This window comes from Reyranella sp. GW821-FHT14A01 (genome assembly GCF_058803965.1).
Genome location: NZ_JBXAPM010000001.1, coordinates 580,930 through 598,543 on the forward strand (window position 1 = coordinate 580,930; position 17,614 = coordinate 598,543).

The 17,614-nt window shown below is 65.6% G+C and carries 19 protein-coding genes; 13 read left to right on the top strand and 6 right to left on the bottom strand.

Annotated elements, in window-relative coordinates; translation table 11 throughout:
• Nucleotide 1 precedes the first annotated feature (1 nt).
• Both AC1ROX_RS02835 and AC1ROX_RS02840 read right to left on the bottom strand, forming a co-directional pair.
• Entirely contained in the window at nucleotides 2-901 is a 900-nt protein-coding gene (locus tag AC1ROX_RS02835; protein ID WP_493122165.1) for a polysaccharide deacetylase family protein, read from the bottom strand.
• A 73-nt stretch (nucleotides 902-974) separates the two neighbouring features.
• A complete protein-coding gene (locus AC1ROX_RS02840; protein WP_493122166.1) occupies nucleotides 975-1,613 on the bottom strand; it encodes a TetR family transcriptional regulator in 639 nt (212 codons plus the stop codon).
• Nucleotides 1,614-1,685: 72 nt separating this feature from the next.
• Here AC1ROX_RS02840 and AC1ROX_RS02845 point away from each other — a divergent pair, with 72 nt between their 5' ends.
• Nucleotides 1,686-2,111 carry a VOC family protein gene (locus AC1ROX_RS02845; protein ID WP_493122168.1) on the top strand — a complete coding sequence of 142 codons (426 nt, stop codon included), beginning with the start codon at nucleotides 1,686-1,688 and terminating at the stop codon, nucleotides 2,109-2,111.
• Nucleotides 2,112-2,158: 47 nt separating this feature from the next.
• Complete coding sequence (locus tag AC1ROX_RS02850; RefSeq protein ID WP_493122170.1) at nucleotides 2,159-2,956, top strand: SDR family NAD(P)-dependent oxidoreductase; 798 nt, start codon at nucleotides 2,159-2,161, stop codon at nucleotides 2,954-2,956.
• Between the two features lie 85 nt (nucleotides 2,957-3,041).
• Here AC1ROX_RS02850 and AC1ROX_RS02855 read toward each other — a convergent pair whose 3' ends face one another.
• Genes AC1ROX_RS02855 through AC1ROX_RS02865 form a run of 3 tightly spaced genes read right to left on the bottom strand, consistent with a single transcriptional unit; the run spans nucleotide 3,042 to nucleotide 5,612 of the window.
• Nucleotides 3,042-3,470 (bottom strand): GNAT family N-acetyltransferase, encoded by a 429-nt coding sequence (locus AC1ROX_RS02855; RefSeq protein ID WP_493122172.1) that lies wholly within the window; start codon nucleotides 3,468-3,470, stop codon nucleotides 3,042-3,044.
• Between the two features lie 10 nt (nucleotides 3,471-3,480).
• Nucleotides 3,481-4,437 (bottom strand): hypothetical protein, encoded by a 957-nt coding sequence (locus tag AC1ROX_RS02860; protein ID WP_493122174.1) that lies wholly within the window; start codon nucleotides 4,435-4,437, stop codon nucleotides 3,481-3,483.
• Between the two features lie 5 nt (nucleotides 4,438-4,442).
• Nucleotides 4,443-5,612 (bottom strand): acetyl-CoA acetyltransferase, encoded by a 1,170-nt coding sequence (locus tag AC1ROX_RS02865; RefSeq protein WP_493122176.1) that lies wholly within the window; start codon nucleotides 5,610-5,612, stop codon nucleotides 4,443-4,445.
• Between the two features lie 189 nt (nucleotides 5,613-5,801).
• On the opposite strand from AC1ROX_RS02865, the gene AC1ROX_RS02870 reads away from it, so the two are divergent.
• The 6 genes from AC1ROX_RS02870 (at nucleotide 5,802) to AC1ROX_RS02895 (ending at nucleotide 10,576) form a co-directional block, all read left to right on the top strand.
• Nucleotides 5,802-6,206: a hypothetical protein gene (locus AC1ROX_RS02870; protein WP_493122178.1), complete on the top strand. Its 405-nt coding sequence runs from the start codon at nucleotides 5,802-5,804 to the stop codon at nucleotides 6,204-6,206.
• Nucleotides 6,207-6,345: 139 nt separating this feature from the next.
• Nucleotides 6,346-7,170, top strand: a complete 825-nt coding sequence (gene cyoA, locus AC1ROX_RS02875) for a ubiquinol oxidase subunit II (protein ID WP_493122180.1) — start codon at nucleotides 6,346-6,348, stop codon at nucleotides 7,168-7,170.
• 3 nt (nucleotides 7,171-7,173) lie between these two features.
• Complete coding sequence (gene cyoB, locus AC1ROX_RS02880) at nucleotides 7,174-9,147, top strand: cytochrome o ubiquinol oxidase subunit I (protein ID WP_493122182.1); 1,974 nt, start codon at nucleotides 7,174-7,176, stop codon at nucleotides 9,145-9,147.
• On the top strand, nucleotides 9,144-9,743 hold the full coding sequence (gene cyoC, locus AC1ROX_RS02885) for a cytochrome o ubiquinol oxidase subunit III (RefSeq protein ID WP_493122184.1): 600 nt from the start codon (nucleotides 9,144-9,146) through the stop codon (nucleotides 9,741-9,743). Before cyoB ends, cyoC begins: the two co-directional genes overlap by 4 nt.
• Complete coding sequence (gene cyoD / locus AC1ROX_RS02890) at nucleotides 9,743-10,051, top strand: cytochrome o ubiquinol oxidase subunit IV (protein WP_493122186.1); 309 nt, start codon at nucleotides 9,743-9,745, stop codon at nucleotides 10,049-10,051. Before cyoC ends, cyoD begins: the two co-directional genes overlap by 1 nt.
• Before the next feature lie 36 nt (nucleotides 10,052-10,087).
• Nucleotides 10,088-10,576: a hypothetical protein gene (locus tag AC1ROX_RS02895; RefSeq protein ID WP_493122188.1), complete on the top strand. Its 489-nt coding sequence runs from the start codon at nucleotides 10,088-10,090 to the stop codon at nucleotides 10,574-10,576.
• A 102-nt stretch (nucleotides 10,577-10,678) separates the two neighbouring features.
• Here the strand turns inward: AC1ROX_RS02895 and AC1ROX_RS02900 are convergent, their stop codons facing one another.
• On the bottom strand, nucleotides 10,679-11,503 hold the full coding sequence (locus tag AC1ROX_RS02900) for a TorF family putative porin (RefSeq protein WP_493122189.1): 825 nt from the start codon (nucleotides 11,501-11,503) through the stop codon (nucleotides 10,679-10,681).
• A 128-nt stretch (nucleotides 11,504-11,631) separates the two neighbouring features.
• Here AC1ROX_RS02900 and AC1ROX_RS02905 point away from each other — a divergent pair, with 128 nt between their 5' ends.
• The 5 genes from AC1ROX_RS02905 (at nucleotide 11,632) to kdpC (ending at nucleotide 17,608) form a co-directional block, all read left to right on the top strand.
• Nucleotides 11,632-12,837 (top strand): alpha/beta hydrolase family protein, encoded by a 1,206-nt coding sequence (locus tag AC1ROX_RS02905; protein WP_493122191.1) that lies wholly within the window; start codon nucleotides 11,632-11,634, stop codon nucleotides 12,835-12,837.
• Nucleotides 12,838-13,138: 301 nt separating this feature from the next.
• Nucleotides 13,139-13,228 (top strand): K(+)-transporting ATPase subunit F, encoded by a 90-nt coding sequence (gene kdpF, locus AC1ROX_RS02910; RefSeq protein WP_296326803.1) that lies wholly within the window; start codon nucleotides 13,139-13,141, stop codon nucleotides 13,226-13,228.
• Nucleotides 13,229-13,235: 7 nt separating this feature from the next.
• Entirely contained in the window at nucleotides 13,236-14,945 is a 1,710-nt protein-coding gene (gene kdpA, locus AC1ROX_RS02915; RefSeq protein ID WP_493122194.1) for a potassium-transporting ATPase subunit KdpA, read from the top strand.
• A gap of 12 nt (nucleotides 14,946-14,957) precedes the next feature.
• On the top strand, nucleotides 14,958-17,006 hold the full coding sequence (gene kdpB, locus AC1ROX_RS02920) for a potassium-transporting ATPase subunit KdpB (protein WP_493122196.1): 2,049 nt from the start codon (nucleotides 14,958-14,960) through the stop codon (nucleotides 17,004-17,006).
• An 11-nt stretch (nucleotides 17,007-17,017) separates the two neighbouring features.
• The gene (kdpC, locus tag AC1ROX_RS02925) at nucleotides 17,018-17,608 is read left to right on the top strand and encodes a potassium-transporting ATPase subunit KdpC (RefSeq protein WP_493122198.1); all 591 of its coding nucleotides are present in this window, start codon (nucleotides 17,018-17,020) and stop codon (nucleotides 17,606-17,608) included.
• The last annotated feature ends 6 nt before the right edge of the window (nucleotides 17,609-17,614 follow it).

Sequence of the window (17,614 nt, forward strand, 5' to 3'; positions counted from 1 at the left end):
CCTACGCCTCCTTCCCGAGATGCTGCTGGTAAGGCCCCAGTCCGTTCGCGGTGTACCAGTCGAGGATCTCCTCGGCGGTGCAGACCCAGGCATCCTTGTGCTTGCGGATGTAGGACAGCGCGCGGTCGAGATGCTTCAGCCGGTGCGGCGCCGCCATCATGTAGGGATGCAGCGCGATGCACATCACGCGTCCGTTCTCGCCGCCCTCGCGATAGACCGTGTCGAAATGGTCGATGATCATCTGGGCGAATTCCTCGGCCTCGACCGGCTGGCGGTAGATCATCGCGTCGTTGATATCCATCGAATAGGGGACGTGGATCAGCGTCCCGTGCTTGGTCGCGAGCGGTGTCGGCTGGTCGTCGTGATAGAAGTCGCAGAAATAGTCGAGGCCGGCTTCCTTCACGAGGTCGGGCGTGTTCAGCGTGTTGGAGACGGCGGGCGAGAACCAGCCGCGCAGCTTGCGGCCGGTGAGCCGCAAGTGCGTCGCCTTGCTGTGCTCGATGACCTCGCGCTCTTCCTGTTCTTCGTAGCCCCAGTGATAGCGCGTGTTGAAGTAGCCGTGGCTCATATACTCCCAGCGGCGCGCTTCCATCGCCTCGAGGATCTCGGGATACATCTCGATCACCGACATCGACAGCGAGACGGTGCAGCGGACATTGTGCTTGTCCAGCACCTCGAACAGGCGCCACAGGCCCACCCGGTTGCCGTAGTCGCGGCCGCCATAGCCCAGCACGTCGGGATGCGGCATGCGCGGCCACGGGTTGCGCACGCGGACCTCGGCCGGAAGATATTCATAGTGCTCGATGTTGGGACAGACCCACACAGCGACCCGCGCGTTGTTGGGCCAGGAAAGCTTCGGTCGTTCGACGATCGGGGAATAGCCGAAACGGTAGGGGTCCATCCGCGACGCTCTCTCTTTGTTGGGGGCGAAGTGCAACACGGGGCGCGCCGCACATCAACGGCTCGATGCTCTTCTATCCCCGGCTGCGCGCTCGCGATGGTCGAGACGGTTCGATGGGCGAACCGAACAGGCGTTCCAGGAGCTGGATGAGCGTGCGATCCATCTCGCGACGCGCCGCCTTTTCGTCCTTCGCCTCGGCGATCCACAAAGCGGCTTCGTTGAACGCGCCGGAGAGCAGGAAGGTGATCGGCTCGACATCGAGGCTCTGGTCGGGCCGCGCTGCGAGCACCGCGGTCACGCCCTCGCGCAGCGTGCGCACGCCATGCGGCGCGTCGATCTCGCGCCAGCGATGCCAGCCCAGTACGGCGGGCGCATCGATCAGGTAGATGCGTCGCACCGCGGGATCGAGACAGGCATCGAGGAAGCCGCGCGTCCCGTCGATCAGCGCCTGCAACGGATCGGGGGCGGGCTCGGCCATCTCGTCGATCGAGCCCGCGATCTCGCGCGCGACCTCAACGACGACGGCCTCGAACAGTGCGCGCTTGTCCTTGAAGTGATGATAGAGCGCGCCGCGCGTCACCTTGGCCTGCTTCACGATCTCCTCGGTGGAGGCGGCCTCGTAGCCCGAGGTGGCGAAGATCGACCGGGCCTCCTTCAGCAGGATCGCGCGCGTCGCGGCCAGCCGCTCCGCCTGGGTCCGGGGTCTTGACATACATACAACCTGTATCTAAATGACGACACATCACATACAGTCTGTATGTAAATCGCAACGAAGGAGAGGGCAATGCAGCTCAAGGACTTCTACACCGTGCTTTGCACCGACGACGTCGCCGGCACCGCCGCCTTCTGGGAGAAACATTTCGGCTTCCGCCGCGTCTTCGAGGCCGACTGGTACGTGCATCTCACCAGCACTGCATCGGACAAGGCGAACCTCGCGATCCTCGACTATCGCCACGAGACGATCCCCGCGCCGTTCCGCAAGAAGGCCTCGGGCGTGCTGATCAACTTCGAGGTCGACGATGTCGATGCGCTCTATGCCAAGGCGCGGGCGGAAGGGCTCAGGATCCATCTCACCCTGCGGGACGAGGCTTTCGGCCAGCGGCACTTCATCACCGAGGATCCCAACGGCATCGCTATCGACGTGATCAAGCCGATCCCGCCCAGCGCCGAGTTCGCCCAGCAATACGCAGCGGACTCGCTGCCGCGCTGATCGATGGATAAGGTGTCGCCCGATTTTGCCGATTTCGGGAGGACAAGATGGACGTACGTATGGATGGCCGCGTGGCCGTGATCACCGGCGCGAGCACCGGCCTTGGCCTGGCGATGGCCAAGGAATTCGCCGCGTCGGGCGCATCGGTCGCGCTGCTGGCCCGCAAGCAGGACGCGCTGACCGCCGCCAAGGCCGAAGTGCAGAAGGCGGCCGGCAAGGCCAACATCAAGATCGAGGCCTATTCCTGCGACGTCTCGCAGGCCGCGCCGATCGCCGACACGTTCAAGAAGATCGAGGCCGAGTTCGGCAAGGTCGACATCGTCGTGAACAATGCCGGCATCAGCCACGCCAAGTCGTTCGAGACGGTGACCGATGAGGACTGGCAGGGCGACCTCGACCTCAAGCTGTTCGCTGCGATCCGTCTCGCCCGCGCGGCGATCCCCGGCATGCGCGAGCGCAAGTGGGGCCGCATCGTCAACGTGCTGAACATCGGCGCCAAGGCCCCGACCGCCAACTCGACGCCGACCAGCGTCAGCCGTGCGGCGGGCCTCGCGCTCACCAAGGCGATGAGCCAGGAGCTGGCCAAGGACAACATCCTCGTCAACGCCATGCTGGTCGGCCTGATCGAGAGCGACCAGTGGCAGCGCCGCCACAAGGGGCCGGCCGGTGAGGGCAAGACCTACGAGGAGTTCCTGGCCGGCATGGCCAAGGGCCGCATCCCGCTCGGTCGCATGGGCAAGGCCGAGGAATTCGCCCGCATGGCCTGCTTCCTCTGCTCCGACGCGGGCTCCTTCATTACCGGCGTCGCCATCAACGTCGACGGCGGCGCGAGCCCGGTGGTGTAACTGAAGATATGAGTTAAGGATCCTTCGCTGCGCTCAGGATGACACAAGAGGTGTCATCCCGAACGAAGTGAGGGATCCTTCTCATCTAGAAGTTCTTGGAAAGAAAATAGCGCGTGTTGCCGGGCGGGTAGTCGGGGATCTCCCCGAACACCCGGTAACCGTTACGCTCGTAGACGCGCTTCGCATCGGCGTTGAGCGTCTCCAGCCAGGCGCCGAGGCAGTTGCGGCGCTTCGCTTCGGCTTCGGCCTGTTGCAGCAGCTTCGTTCCGAGTCCCTTGCCGCGCAGTGACTCAGAGATAAACAGCAGCTCGACGAACATCCGGCGAAAGCCGGTGCGGCCGTAGAGGCCACCGAGCAATGTCCCGTCCTTGGCGCGGATCGTGATCGCGAGCGGCGCGCCGTCGATGGGCCCCAGCAGCTCGATATTGAAGGCGCGCAATCCCTGGCCCAGCTCGTCGCGCAAGGTGGCGGGCGGTGCATCGGTCAGCGCGATGTCGAAATCGGTGTCGGCCACGGCAGCGCTTCTAGCGCGGGTGGCCCGGCGGCGTCACGTTCCAATGGTGGCGCAATTCGTCGATATCGTGCTCGACCCAGTCCCAGACGCTCCACTTCGGATCGAAGAGGTCGGTCGTCATCGCCGCGCCGCGCGCCCAGGCGTGCCAGAACTCGTCGGGATCGAGGCCGCCCTTGCCGGCATGGCCGACATCGTTCAGCTGTTCGCCGAAGTGGAAGAAGAAGATCACCGGCAGGATGTGGCCGCTCATCGGATTGAGCGGATGCATGCCGGCGGTGAAGGTCGAGACGAGCAGCTCGCCGCGCGCACTGGTGTCGTAGCCCGAGATCACATGCGTCGAATCGTGCGCCGTGCCGAAGGCGGCGTTCAGCGCCATCGGATCGCCGGGGAAGGGATAGCCGTTGGTCTTGTCGAAGTCCCACAGCGCCTTGCCGAAGCTGCTCTGCGGCAGCTTGCCCAACGCCTCGTAGCGCGCGACCAGGGCCGGATCGGCATTGGTGCCGGCGTAGGGCCGGATCCAGGTGTTCGGGTCGAGACCCTCGGACGAGCGGCTCAGCACGCTGTCGAAGTTCTTGCGCCACATGTCGGCGGTGGCCCAGGCGAGATGGCCCGAGGCTGCCTCCACGAGATCGGTGAGATAGTCGGCCTCGATGTCGAGCGCGCGGGAATATTCCAGCACGCGCTTCAGCTTCTTCGAGTCGAGCGAGCCGTCGACCATCGCCATGATGGCGAGATACTTCACCGCCTCCTCGGCGAGCGACCGGTCCGTCAGGGTCGCGACCAGGTCGGCGGGCTCCGCCGCCGGCAAGGTGCCGAGATCGGTGAGTCCGTGGCGGCGCAGGAGATAGCGTCCGGCCGCCAGGATGCTTGCCGTGTCGGCGTAGGTGATCGAATGGCCGCCGGCCAGCGCCACCTGGCGCATGGCCCCCAGGATGGCGTCGCTTTCGCGGTGGCCGACAGCGCGCACGCGTTCTAGCGCAGCGGCTCGAGGATGCTCACATAGTTGGCGACCGCGGCGCCGCCCATGTTGAACACGCCGCCCAGCCTGGCCTTCGGCAGTTGCAGGCCTTCCGGCGCGGTGCCGGAGAGCTGCATGGCCGTCATCACGTGCATGCTGACACCGGTGGCGCCGACCGGATGGCCCTTGGCCTTGAGGCCGCCCGAGACGTTGACCGGCAGCTTGCCGTCGCGCTCGACCCAGCCCTCGTGGATGGCGCGCTCGCCTTCGCCCGGCGCGGTGAGGCCCATCGCCTCGTATTCGATCAGCTCGGCCGAGGTGAAGCAGTCGTGGCTCTCGACGAAGGAGAGGTCGAGCAGGTCGAGATGCGCGGACTTCAGTGCGCGCTGCCAGGCGAGCTGCGGCCCCTCGAACTTGATGATGTCGCGCTTGCTCATCGGCAGGAAGTCGTTGACGTGCTCGGCGGCGCGGAAGGCGATCGCCTGCTTCATGCCCAGCGCCGTGCCGACGTCGGTCAGGATCACCGCCGCCGCGCCATCGGTGACGGGCGAGCAGTCGGTGCGCTTCAGCGGGCCGGCGACGAACGGGTTCTTGTCCGATGGCGTGCGGCAGAACTCGTAGGCGAACTCCTTCTGGAAGTGGGCGTACGGATTCTTGGCGCCGTTCTTGTGCGCCTTGACCGCGATCTTGGCGAGCGCGTCGGACTTGTCGCCGTAGCGCTGGAAGTAGGCCGAGGTGATCTTGCCGAAGATGCCGGCGAAGCCCGCTTCGATGGTGGCTTCCTCGGCGACATACGACGCCTTGATCAGGACTTCGCCGGCTTGTGCGGAGTTGAGTTCGGTCATCTTCTCGACGCCGACCACGAGGACGAAGCGCGCCTTGCCGGCGGCCAGCGTGTTGAGGCCCATGTGGATCGCGGCCGAGCCGGTGGCGCAGGCATTCTCGACCCGGGTCGAGGGCTTGAAACGCAGGTCGGGATGGGTCTGCAGCGGCAGCGAGGAGTGGAACTCCTGCCGCACGAAGCCGCCGTTCATGTTGCCGACGTAGATCACGTCGACGTCCTTGGGCTCGATGCCGGCATGGGCGATGGCCTCGGAGGCCGCCTTGACGATCAGCGACTCGCTGGTCTCGCCGTCGAGCTTGCCGAATTTGCCGTGGGACCAGCCAACGATGCATGCGGTCATGGAACTCTCCTTGTTCGTGGCGGCGACCCTAGACGCGGTCGTGCGGCGGGTCGAGAGGCGCCAGTCTGTGCATATACACATATATCGCAGTTCGGACGGCGCAAGAGGCCCGCGCAAGGCCCTCGCGACGCCCAAATTCCGCCGCGCGGCGGGTGTTGACTGCGACCTTCAAAGGAGCCTCACTGCCCTATGGCCGACGCCCTGCCGCCTCCCGAGCGTTCGATTCCCACGCAGTCCATCCCCGTTGCGCAGCCCGCGCCGCGCTGGCCCTGGATTCTGGGCGGGCTGGTGGGTGGCTTCTTCCTGCTCGCCGCCGGTCTGGGACTGGGCTGGTATCTTTTTTACCGTCCGATCGTGAACGTAGCCGTCCAGTTGCCTGCGCCCCCGGCACCGCCTGCACCGGCCGGTCCCGATGCCGCGCAGGTGAAGGCGCTCGAAGAGCAGATCGAGAAGCAGAAGACCGCGAACAAGCAGATCGAGGATCAGATCGCGGCGTTGAAGGATCGTCTTCGCGCCGACGTCTGCACGATCAAGGATCCGGCGGGCAAAGCACCTCCGGCCGCGACGCCCGCGCCGGCTGGTCAGAAGACCTAAACGTAACAAAAGAAACGTTGCTCAACACAAGAGCTAGCGCCACTCTGCACTGACAGTTCAATTGGTCGGGCGGGGGATGGTGAGGCTGGCTGTAACGCGATGGCGGGGAGCGGCGGTAACCGCCGGCCTGGCCCTTTTTATGGGCGCCTGCGACCTCAAGCGGGCCGCCGTGATCGATCCCAAGGGCCCGATCGCGCTGGCCGAGCGTGATCTTCTGTTCGACGCTTTCTGCGTGATGATGCTGGTGATCGTGCCGGTCATTGTCCTGACCCTGTGGTTCGCCTGGAAGTACCGCGCCTCCAACACCAACGCCAAGTACACGCCGACCTGGGCCAATTCGGTCCGGATCGACGCCCTCACCTGGCTGATCCCGGCCCTCATCGTCATCGCGGTCGCCGTCCTGCTGTGGCGCAGCACCCACCGGCTCGATCCCTACCGCCCGATCGAATCCAAGGAGGCGCCGTTCGACGTCCAGGTCGTGGCCCAGGACTGGAAGTGGCTGTTCATCTATCCCGACCAGGGCATCGCCGTGGTGAACCAGCTGGTCTTTCCAGCGGGCCGGCCGGTCAGCCTGCGCATCACCTCCGACACGGTGATGAACTCCTTCTACGTGCCGCAGCTCGCCGGGCAGATCTACGCCATGGCCGGCATGCAGACGCGCCTGCAGATGCTGGCCGACCAGCCCGGCACCTTCGTCGGCCGTAACAGCCAGTACAGCGGCGGTGGCTACTCGCAGCAGCATTTCGAGGTCCAGGCCATGAGCCAGGCCGACTTCGACGCCTGGGTGGCGCGCGCCAAGCAGGGCGGGGCGCGGCTGGACGCCACGACCTACCCGGCGCTGGCTGAAAAGAGCCGGGCCAACCCCATCACCTATTATTCGACGGTCGAGCCCAAGCTGTTCGACTCGATCCTCGACAAATACAGGCATAGCGGCCACGCGCAGTCCGCGCCGGTCCGGAGATAGGTGATGTTCGGCAAACTGACGATCGAGGCCCTGCCGTTCTACAGCCCCATCGCCGCGGGCGGCGCCCTCATCACCGTGGGTGGCGCGCTGCTGGTGGCCGCCGTGCTGACCTACCTGAAGGCCTGGAAGTATCTCTGGACCGACTGGCTGACCAGCGTCGACCACAAGCGCATCGGCATCATGTATGTGGTGCTGGCGCTGATCATGCTGCTGCGCGGCTTCGTCGACGCCCTGATGATGCGCGCCCAGCAGGCGATAGCGCTGAACAGCGGCGGCTACCTGCCGCCCGAGCATTTCGACCAGATCTTCAGCTCGCACGGCACCATCATGATCTTCTTCATGGCGATGCCGTTCATGACCGGGCTGATGAACGTCATCGTGCCGCTGCAGATCGGCACGCGCGACGTGGCCTTCCCGTGGCTGAACGCCGTCAGCCTGTGGCTGAGCTCGGCCGGTGCCGCGCTGGTCATGGTCTCGCTGGTCATCGGCAAGTTCTCGACCGCCGGCTGGACCGGTTACCCGCCCTATTCGGGCATCGAGTACAATCCCGGCGTCGGCGTCGACTACTGGATCTGGGCCATCCTGATATCGGGCATCGGCTCGACCATGTCGGGCATCAACTTCATCGTGACGATCCTGAAGCGCCGCGCGCCGGGCATGACCCTGATGCGCATGACGCCCTTCGTGTGGACCGCGCTCATCGCCTCGATCCTGATGGCCTTCGCCTTCCCGGCGATCACCGTGGCCTGCGGACTCCTCGCCCTCGACCGCCTCGCCGGCATGCACTTCTTCACGAATGCGCATGGCGGCAACATGATGAACTACGTCAACCTGTTCTGGATCTGGGGCCATCCGGAGGTCTACATCCTGATCCTGCCGGCCTTCGGCATCTTCTCCGAGGTCGTGTCGACCTTCTCGCGCAAGCGCCTGTTCGGCTACGAATCGCTGGTCTATGCAACGGCGGCGATCGGCGTCCTGTCCTTCACCGTCTGGCTGCACCACTTCTTCACCATGGGCTCCAGCGCCGGCGTCAACGCCTTCTTCGGCGTGATGACCATGATCATCGCCGTGCCGACCGGCGTGAAGATCTTCAACTGGCTGCTGACCATGTTCCGCGGCCGCATCGAGTTCCACCCGTCGATGATGTGGAGCATCGCCTTCATGGTGACCTTCGTGATCGGCGGCATGACAGGTGTGCTGCTGGCGATCCCGCCGGCCGACTACCTGATGCACAACACGACCTTCCTGATCGCGCACTTCCACAACATGATCATCCCGGGCGTGCTGTTCGGCTACCTCGCCGGCTACATGTACTGGTTCCCCAAGGCCTTCGGCTTCGCCTTCGACCGCAAGTGGGGACTGGGCGCGTTCTGGTGCTGGACCATCGGCTTCTATCTCGCCTTCATGCCGCTCTACCTGCTCGGCCTGAAGGGCATGCCGCGCCGCATGGAGAACTACAACGACCCGACTTGGCAGCCCTACCTGATGGTCGCCGCGTTGGGTGCCGTGATCGTCCTGTGCGGCCTCGGCTGCATGGTGATGCAGCTCTACGTCTCGATCCGCGACCGGAACAAGACGCGCGACCTGACCGGCGATCCGTACAACGGCCGCACCCTGGAATGGTCGACCTCGTCTCCGCCGCCCGCGTACAATTTCGCGGTGATCCCGACGGTGAACGACCGCGAGCCGTTCCTGGAGATGAAGGAGAAGGGCATCGCCTACCAGCGGCCGGCCGCCTACGAGCCGATCCGCATTCCGTCGAACACGCCGATCGGCGTGATCCTCGGCGCCTTCGGCTTCGTCCTGGGCTTCGCCATCGTCTGGCACATCTGGTGGCTGGTGGTGGTTTCCGGCCTCGTCATGTTCGCCGCCGTGATCGTGCGCTCGTCCAATGACGAGCAGGAGTTCACGCTCTCGGCCGCCGAGGTGAAGGCCATCGAGGACGAACGCTTCCGCCTGCTGGGGAGCCGGCCATGAGCGTCGCCCATATGAGTGAACACGAGCGGGAAGAGATCGAGGTCCACGAGCAGCGGGCGCTGGGCTTCTGGCTCTACCTGATGGGCGATGCCGTGATCTTCGCCCTGCTGTTCGCGACCTACGCCATCATGATCCCCGGCACCGCCGGCGGTCCCACGGGCAAGCAGCTCTTCGAGCTGAACAATGCCGCGATCGAGACGGCGCTGCTGCTGGTCTCCAGCATGACCTTCGGCTTCGCCAGCCTGCAGGCGAAGTCGGGCAATCGCGGCGCGGTGCTGCTGTGGCTGGCGATCACCTTCGTGCTGGGCGCGGGCTTCGTCTTCCTCGAGGTGCGCGAGTTCGCCGGCCTGATCGCCAAGGGCGCCGGCCCCGACCGCAGCGGCTTCCTGTCGGCCTTCTTCACCCTGGTCGGCACGCACGGCGTCCATGTCACCATGGGCCTGCTCTGGATCGTGATCCTGGGTGCTCAGGTCGCGCTGAAGGGCCTCACGATGCCAGTCGCTTCGCGGCTGCACCGGCTCGGCCTCTTCTGGCACTTCCTCGACATCGCCTGGGTCGGCATCTTCTCCATCGTCTATCTGCCGGGATTGCTGTGATGGAACACCAAACCCCGCACGCCCTTCGCTCCTACCTGATCGGCTTCGTACTGGCGGTCGTGCTGAGCGCCGTCCCGTTCTGGCTGGTCTACACCCACGCCCTGCCGCCGCAGCGCACCTTGCTGGTCATCGGCATCGCCGCCGTGCTGCAGGTGCTGGTCCATCTGCGCTTCTTCTTGCACATCAACTTCACGACCACGCCGCGCGAGAACGTGCTGGCGCTGGTCTTCACCTGCATCCTGCTCTTCCTCATGGTGGGCGGCAGCTTCTGGATCATGTTCGATCTGCACAGCCGCATGCTGCTCTAGTCAGCGACAGTTCAGATGGCACAAGCCAAGTCGAAAATGACACCGCTCCTCTTGTGGGAGTGGATTGTCGGCCTGTCTCCCGTCGCGGCGACGATCCTTGCCTATGTGGCGCTCACGCAACTGTCGTTCGAAGAGGCGGCGGTCGGCTTCACTGCCGGCGCCCTCGACGGTCTCTGCGCGGCCGGCATGCCGGCCTTCTGGTGCCGTACTCCGAAGCCAGTGACCCTCCTGACGGCCGTGCAGTTCCTGAGCTTCCTCTGGTTCCTCGTCGCCTCGGCCTACATGTTCTGGCGGGTGCGCTTCGGGCCTTACCGGAAGCCTCCGGCCTACATTCCCGGCTCGGCGTCGTTCTTCGAGATGGTGAGCTGGGCCGCCATCTGGCTGTTCATGCTGATCGGCGGCCAGATCTTCCCCTATCGCGGCATGCCGCTGGCCGAACCCAGCCTGCTCTTCTCCATGCTGGCCCTCAGCCTCGCCATCCTGTCGCTGCGCATGCTCGCGGTCAGCCTGCGGTTCCGTCACTGACGTCTCAATGGAGTGCGCCACTCCAGTGGCGCTCATGTCTTGCCGATCGAATACGCTTGAGCGCCACTGGAGTGGCGCGCTCCATTGAGGCTCGGTGCGAGATCAGAACGTCTTGGAGATACCGATGATGACACGGCTGGCGCAGTTCTGTGTGCCGAGGCAGTCCTGGACGCTGAGGTTGGTGCCGGTATAGGCGGCGGAGAGGTCGAAGCCGTAGACCGAGACGACGAGGCCGAGCTGCCAGTCCCAGTAGTTGTTGTTGGGAATGCCGTAGTTGACGAAGCGCTCGACGTATTGATTGCCGATGGTGCCGAAGGCCTTGAAGGCGACGTTCTCGTTCACCTGGATGAAGGGGAGCGGCACGGTGACGGACGCCCACTTGTACCAGGCGTTTCCGGAGTTGGCGAAGAAGTTGGGGCTGTAGCGGACGGCGGCGCTGACCTGGGCGACGCCGAAATCGTAGCCGGCGACGAGGCCGAACTCGTTGAAGTCGTAGGAGAGATTGGCCGGGGCGCCGAGGTAGTTGTAGCGGATGTAGCCGAGGTCGAAGGTGAGCTTGTCGTCGAGGAGCTTGAGCTTGAGGCCGGTGACGACGTCGATTTCGGCCCATGTGCCGGTGCCGGGGAAGTCGACGTTGGAGCCCCAGGCGCCGAGATAGGCGGTGAGGGGGACCTTCTCGCTGACCGGGGCGGTCTCGTAGCCGAGCGAGCCCTGGACGGCGACCTGGCGCTGGGTCTGCGAGATACCGCGATAAGAGTACTCATTGAGAACCGCCAGGCTGGCCGCGAAGGTACCGCCGAACGGCGCCTTCCAGCTTTCCTTCTCCGGTGGGGCGACTTGCGGTGCCTGCGGATCCGGCGTGCCTTGCGCATAGGAGGCGCTCGACACGATCATCGCCACCATTGAAATCAAGCTTCTGCCGATCATCCATTGTCTCCCTGATGTCGGCCGCACCAAACGCCGCCGGGGCCTAGGAAATCCAGAAGAGTGACGAGGGAAAGTCATAGGATTCCCATAAAGGCAGACGCTACTGTCGAGAGCGGAGGCGCCTCTTCATGAAGCTGTTCAAGGACGAGCTGCACGACGATTTCGGCACTTGGCCGCTTGCCTACATCCGCTATGGCGGACCGGATTTCGGCGAGATCGCCGCGGTCGCCGAGGCCGTGGGGGACGGTGATGACTCCGCCTTTCATGCGGCATGGGTCGCGACCGGCGACCGGCTGGCGGCCGAAGCGCAGGACGTCCTGGCGAAGGGTCATCGCAGCTCCGCGCGGGAACTGTTCCTGCAGGCGAGCGCCGCCTACGCCGCCTCGTATCATCTGCTCTTCGGCGCGCCGGTCGATCCCCGGCTCGTTGCGGCCTTCCGCAAGCAGATCGACGCTTTCGACAAAGGCCTGGCGCTCGGCGACCCGCCCGTCCTGCCGCTGCGCATCCCCTTCGAGGGGCGGTCACTGCCGGCCTATTTCATTCCCGCCGCGGGCCGCGCAGACGAGGTCCGGCCGCTCGTCATCCAGGTGGACGGCTACGACGCCACGGTGACGGACCTCTACTTCGCGTCGGCCGTCGCGGCCTCGCAGCGCGGCTATCACTGCCTGATCTTCGACGGGCCGGGGCAGGGCGAGATGCTCTACGAGCACGGGCTGACACTGCGGCCGGATTGGGAGACGGTGGTGCGGGCGGTCGTGGATTTCGCCGTGTCGCTGCCGACTGTCGATCCGGCGCGGATTGCGCTCAGCGGTGCGAGTCTCGGCGGCTATCTTGCCCTGCGTGCGGCCACGGGTGAGCCGCGTCTCGCCGCCTGCATCGCCGATCCGGGCCTGTGGAGCGTGGCCGGGGCGGCGCGGGTCTTTGCGAATCATCTCGGCGCCGACCTTGCTCCCGGTGCCAGCCTGACGACGCTCGACCAGGGTATCCTCGACAGGATGTTCGCGATCATCCAGGCGGATCGCGGCCTGCGCTGGAAGATCGTGCAGCGCGGCTTCTGGGCCAATGGCGCGACCGATCTCCGCGACTATCTCCGCCTCATCGAGGGGTTTACCCTCGAAGGCCGCATCGAGCAGATCGAATGCCCCGTGCTGCTCACGCACGCCGAAAATGACGATTTGGCCTCGGAGACCGGGACCGTGTTCGACGCCCTGCGCTGCCCGAAGAAGATCGTCCGCTTCACGGCCGCCGAGGGGGCCGGCGATCACTGCGAGATGGGCAACCGCTCGCTGCTGAACCGGCGCGTCTTCGATTGGCTCGACACGGTGCTGGTCTAGGAAAGCGAAAGGTCCCTCGCTTACGCTCGGGATGACATTGTTTTTGTCATCGGCGCACCTGCGCCAGTACCAACAAGATTGTCATCCCGAGCGTAAGCGAGGGACCTTTGCCTCTCGCGAAATTCCTATGAGTTTCCTATGCCGGTGGCTTGCCCGCCGGCTCGAATTCCTACGCCTAAAACCCCTTCTATGGCGGCGAAGGAGTTCTCCATGCTCGACATCCTGTTTTTCGGCGGCGGCCTCGTGCTGTTCTGCCTGCTGATCGCTTACGAACGCCTGTGCCACAGGTTGTGAGGCGGCCATGACCTTCGATTACGTTCTGGGCGGCGCGCTTGCCGCCCTTTTGCTCGTCTATCTCACGGTCGCGCTGGCGCGGCCGGAGAAGTTCTGAGGCTGTCATGACTCTCAACGGCTGGGCGCAGATCGCGCTCTTCTGCGGCCTCGTGCTGCTGCTCACGCGGCCGCTCGGCGGCTATCTCGACAATGTCCTGGCGGGACGGCGCACCCTGCTGTCGCCGGTGCTGCGCCCGATCGAACATGGTTTCTATCGCCTCGCCGGCATCGATCCGGCGGAGGAGCAGAGCTGGTGGGTCTATGCCCGCGCCATGATCGTCTTCCACATCGTGGGCTTCGCCTTTCTCTACCTGCTGCTGCGCTTGCAGGACCTGCTGCCGCTCAATCCGCAAGGCATGAGCGCTGTGCCGCCCGACCTCGCGGGCAACACGGCCATCAGCTTCCTGACCAACACCAACTGGCAGAGCTACGGCGGCGAGACGACCATGAGCTATCTCTCGCAGATGGTGGGCCTCTCGGTTCAGAACTTCCTGAGCGCCGCCACCGGCATCGCGCTGGCCGTTGCGCTGGTCCGCGGATTCGCCCGCACGGAATCCAAGGGCATCGGCAACTTCTGGGCCGACATGGTGCGCGCCACGCTCTACGTGCTGCTGCCCTTCTGCATCCTGCTGACGATCTTCTACGTCTGGCAGGGTGTGCCGCAGAACCTGTCCTCCTATGTCGAGGCGACCACGCTCGAGGGCGCCAAGCAGACCATCGCGCAGGGGCCGGTGGCCTCGCAGCTCGCCATCAAGATGCTGGGTACCAACGGCGGTGGCTTCTTCAACGCCAATTCCGCGCACCCCTACGAGAACCCCACGGCCCTCTCCAACCTCATCCAGATGCTGTCGATCTTCGTGATCGGCGCGGCGCTCACCAATGTGTTCGGTCGCGCCGTCGGCGACGAGCGCCAGGGTTGGGCGATCCTGGCCGCCATGAGCGTGCTGTTCCTGGCCGGCGTCGTCGTCTGCTACTGGGCCGAGGCCGGCGGCAACCCGCTGATCGGGGCGCTCGGCGTCGACAATACGGCCGGCAACATGGAGGGCAAGGAAGTCCGCTTCGGCGTCGCGCTCTCCACCTTGTTCGCGGTGATCACCACGGCCGCCTCGTGCGGCGCGGTGAACGCCATGCTCGACAGCTTCATGCCGCTCGGCGGCATGATCCCGCTGATCAACATGCTGCTGGGCGAGATCATCATCGGCGGCGTCGGCGCGGGCCTCTACGGCATGCTGCTGTTCGCCATCCTGGCGATCTTCCTGGCAGGCCTGATGGTCGGCCGGACGCCGGAATATGTCGGCAAGAAGATCGAGGCGCGCGAGGTGAAGTTCACCATGCTGGCGATCCTCTGCGTGCCGCTGGCGGTCCTGGGCTTCACGGCGCTGGCCACCGTCGTCCCGGCGGGCCTGGCCGGCCCGGCCAATGCCGGACCGCATGGCTTCAGCGAGATCTTCTATGCCTATACGTCGGCGGCGGCGAACAACGGCAGCGCCTTCGGTGGACTGACGGCCAACACCGTCTTCTATAACGGCACACTCGCCGTTGCGATGATGGTCGGCCGCTTCGCCATCATCATCCCGATGCTGGCGGTTGCGGGCTCGCTCGCCGCCAAGCGCAAGGCCGCGATCTCGGCCGGCACGTTTCCGACCCATGGCGGGCTGTTCGTCGGCCTGCTGGTCGGCGCCGTCCTGATCGTCGGCGGTCTCACCTTCCTTCCGGCCCTGGCCCTCGGCCCCATAGCGGAGCATTTCGCTCTGCTGGCCGGCTCGCTGTTCTAACGAGGCGTCATCATGAGTAAGCGCGACAAGTCGCAGTCCCTGTTCGACCCTGCGATCCTGAAACCGGCCCTGCTGGGCAGCTTCACCAAGCTCGACCCGCGCGAGCTGGTGAAGAACCCGGTGATGTTCACCGTCGAGATGGTGGCGCTGGCCGCGACCATCCTCACCGTGCGCGACATCGCGACCGGCGTGACGGGCAGCGGCTTCCAGATCCAGCTCGTGATCTGGCTGTGGGTCACCGTCCTGTTCGCCACCTTCGCCGAAGCCGTCGCCGAAGGCCGCGGCAAGGCCCAGGCCGACACCTTGCGCCGCATGCGCAGCGAGACCATGGCGAAGGTCCTGCTGGGTGTCGGCGACACGTTCGAACCGCGCCGCGCCCATACGCTGAAAGTGGGCGAGAAGGTGCTGGTCGAGGCCGGCGACCTGGTGCCCGGCGACGGCGAGATCATCGAGGGCGTTGCGACGATCGACGAATCGGCCATCACAGGTGAATCGGCGCCCGTGATCCGCGAGGCCGGCGGGGACCGCTCGGCCGTCACCGGCGGCACGCGCGTCCTGTCGGACCGGATCAAGGTCCGCATCACGGCGGAAGAGGGATCGAGCTTCCTCGACCGCATGATCGCCCTGGTCGAAGGCGCGGCGCGCCAGAAGACGCCCAACGAGCTGGCGCTCAGCGTCCTGCTGGCGGGCCTCACGCTGATCTTCGTGCTGGCGGTGGTGACCATTCCGAGCTTCGCGACCTATGCCGGCGGCGCCGTCTCCGTCGTCGTGCTGATCGCGCTGTTCGTCACCCTGATCCCGACGACCATCGGCGCGCTGCTGTCGGCCATCGGCATCGCCGGCATGAACCGGCTGGTGCGTTTCAACGTGCTGGCGACCTCCGGTCGCGCCGTCGAGGCGGCGGGCGACGTCGACACGCTGCTGCTCGACAAGACCGGCACCATCACGCTCGGCAACCGCCATGCGACGCAGTTCATCCCGGTGACGGGCGTGACCGAGGACGAGGTCGCGCGGGTGGCGCAACTTGCCAGCCTCGCCGACGAGACGCCCGAGGGCCGCTCGATCGTCGTGCTTGCCAAGGAGAAGTATGGCCTGCGCGGCGTCGACGTGGCCGAGTTGCACGCACAGTTCGTGCCCTTCACGGCGCAGACCCGTATGAGCGGCGTCGACCATGAGGGCGCGGTGATCCGCAAGGGCGCGATCGACTCGGTGCTCGAGCATGCACGGTCGCTCGGCATCACCCCGCCGGCCGAGGAGGTGAACCGCATCGCCTCGACCGTCGCGAAGGAGGGCGGCACGCCGCTCGCCGTGTCGCGCAACGGCAAGATCCTGGGCGTCGTCTATCTCAAGGATATCGTGAAGGGCGGCATCCGCGAACGCTTCGCCGAGCTGCGCGCCATGGGCATCCGCACCGTCATGATTACCGGCGATAATCCGCAGACCGCGGCCGCGATCGCGGCGGAAGCCGGTGTCGATGACTTCCTGGCGCAGGCCACGCCCGAGGCCAAGCTGCGCCTGATCCGCGAGGAGCAGGCCAAGGGCAAGCTGGTGGCGATGTGCGGCGATGGTACCAACGATGCGCCGGCGCTCGCCCAGGCCGATGTCGGCGTGGCCATGCAGACCGGCACCAACGCCGCGCGCGAGGCCGGCAACATGGTCGACCTCGACAGCGACCCGACCAAGCTCATCGAGATCGTGGCCATCGGCAAGCAGTTGCTGATGACGCGCGGCGCGCTCACCACCTTCTCGATCGCCAACGACGTGGCGAAGTACTTCGCCATCATCCCGGCGATGTTCATCGCCTTTTACCCGCAGCTCGGCGTGCTGAACGTCATGGGCCTGGCGACGCCGCAGAGCGCCATCCTGTCGGCCATCATCTTCAACGCCCTGATCATCGTGGCGCTGATCCCGCTGGCCCTGCGCGGCGTCCAGTATCGCCCGAGCGGCGCTGCGGCCCTGCTGCGGCGCAACCTGCTGATCTATGGAATCGGCGGTCTGATCGTGCCCTTCGTCGGCATCAAGCTGATCGACGTCGTGGTCGCGGCGACCGGCCTCGCCTGAAGGAGAAAGTCATGCTTCGTCATTTCCGTGCGTCCCTCGTCATGCTGGTCCTGATGACCGTGCTGCTGGGCATCGCCTATCCGCTGGCCATGGTCGGCGCCGCAGGGGCGATCTTCCCTGCCCAGGCCGGCGGTTCGCTCATCCAGAAGGACGGCAAGGTCGTGGGGTCGAGCCTGATCGGCCAGTCCTTCGCCGGCGAGACCTACTTCCATGGTCGTCTGTCGGCCACGACCGACACCGATCCGGCCGATTCGACCAAGACCATTGCCGCGCCCTACAACGCCGCCAACTCGATGGGCTCCAACCTCGGTCCGACCTCCAAGGCCCTGATCGACCGCGTCAAGGAGGACGCCGACAAGCTCGGCAAGGGCGTGCCGGTCGAGCTCGTCACGACCTCGGGCAGCGGCCTCGATCCGCATATCTCGCCCGAGGCGGCTTCCTGGCAGGTCGCCCGCGTCGCCAAGGCGCGTGGCTTGCCGGAAGCCCAAGTGCAGGCGCTGGTGGCGCAGAATACCGAAGGCCGCATGTACGGCCTGCTGGGCGAGGCGCGGGTCAACGTGCTGCAGCTCAACCTCGCCCTCGACGCGCTGCCCAAGCGGTGACAATGA

Coding starts and splice junctions, on each gene's coding strand:
- kdpA (WP_493122194.1), top strand. CDS start 13,236: ATGACTCTCAACGGCTGGGCGCAGATCGCGCTCTTCTGCGGCCTCGTG.
- AC1ROX_RS02900 (WP_493122189.1), bottom strand. CDS start 11,503: ATGATCGGCAGAAGCTTGATTTCAATGGTGGCGATGATCGTGTCGAGC.
- cyoB (WP_493122182.1), top strand. CDS start 7,174: ATGTTCGGCAAACTGACGATCGAGGCCCTGCCGTTCTACAGCCCCATC.
- AC1ROX_RS02840 (WP_493122166.1), bottom strand. CDS start 1,613: ATGTCAAGACCCCGGACCCAGGCGGAGCGGCTGGCCGCGACGCGCGCG.
- AC1ROX_RS02895 (WP_493122188.1), top strand. CDS start 10,088: ATGACACCGCTCCTCTTGTGGGAGTGGATTGTCGGCCTGTCTCCCGTC.
- cyoD (WP_493122186.1), top strand. CDS start 9,743: ATGGAACACCAAACCCCGCACGCCCTTCGCTCCTACCTGATCGGCTTC.
- kdpF (WP_296326803.1), top strand. CDS start 13,139: ATGACCTTCGATTACGTTCTGGGCGGCGCGCTTGCCGCCCTTTTGCTC.
- kdpB (WP_493122196.1), top strand. CDS start 14,958: ATGAGTAAGCGCGACAAGTCGCAGTCCCTGTTCGACCCTGCGATCCTG.
- cyoA (WP_493122180.1), top strand. CDS start 6,346: ATGGGCGCCTGCGACCTCAAGCGGGCCGCCGTGATCGATCCCAAGGGC.
- AC1ROX_RS02905 (WP_493122191.1), top strand. CDS start 11,632: ATGAAGCTGTTCAAGGACGAGCTGCACGACGATTTCGGCACTTGGCCG.
- AC1ROX_RS02845 (WP_493122168.1), top strand. CDS start 1,686: ATGCAGCTCAAGGACTTCTACACCGTGCTTTGCACCGACGACGTCGCC.
- AC1ROX_RS02865 (WP_493122176.1), bottom strand. CDS start 5,612: ATGACCGCATGCATCGTTGGCTGGTCCCACGGCAAATTCGGCAAGCTC.
- kdpC (WP_493122198.1), top strand. CDS start 17,018: ATGCTTCGTCATTTCCGTGCGTCCCTCGTCATGCTGGTCCTGATGACC.
- cyoC (WP_493122184.1), top strand. CDS start 9,144: ATGAGCGTCGCCCATATGAGTGAACACGAGCGGGAAGAGATCGAGGTC.
- AC1ROX_RS02870 (WP_493122178.1), top strand. CDS start 5,802: ATGGCCGACGCCCTGCCGCCTCCCGAGCGTTCGATTCCCACGCAGTCC.
- AC1ROX_RS02835 (WP_493122165.1), bottom strand. CDS start 901: ATGGACCCCTACCGTTTCGGCTATTCCCCGATCGTCGAACGACCGAAG.
- AC1ROX_RS02850 (WP_493122170.1), top strand. CDS start 2,159: ATGGACGTACGTATGGATGGCCGCGTGGCCGTGATCACCGGCGCGAGC.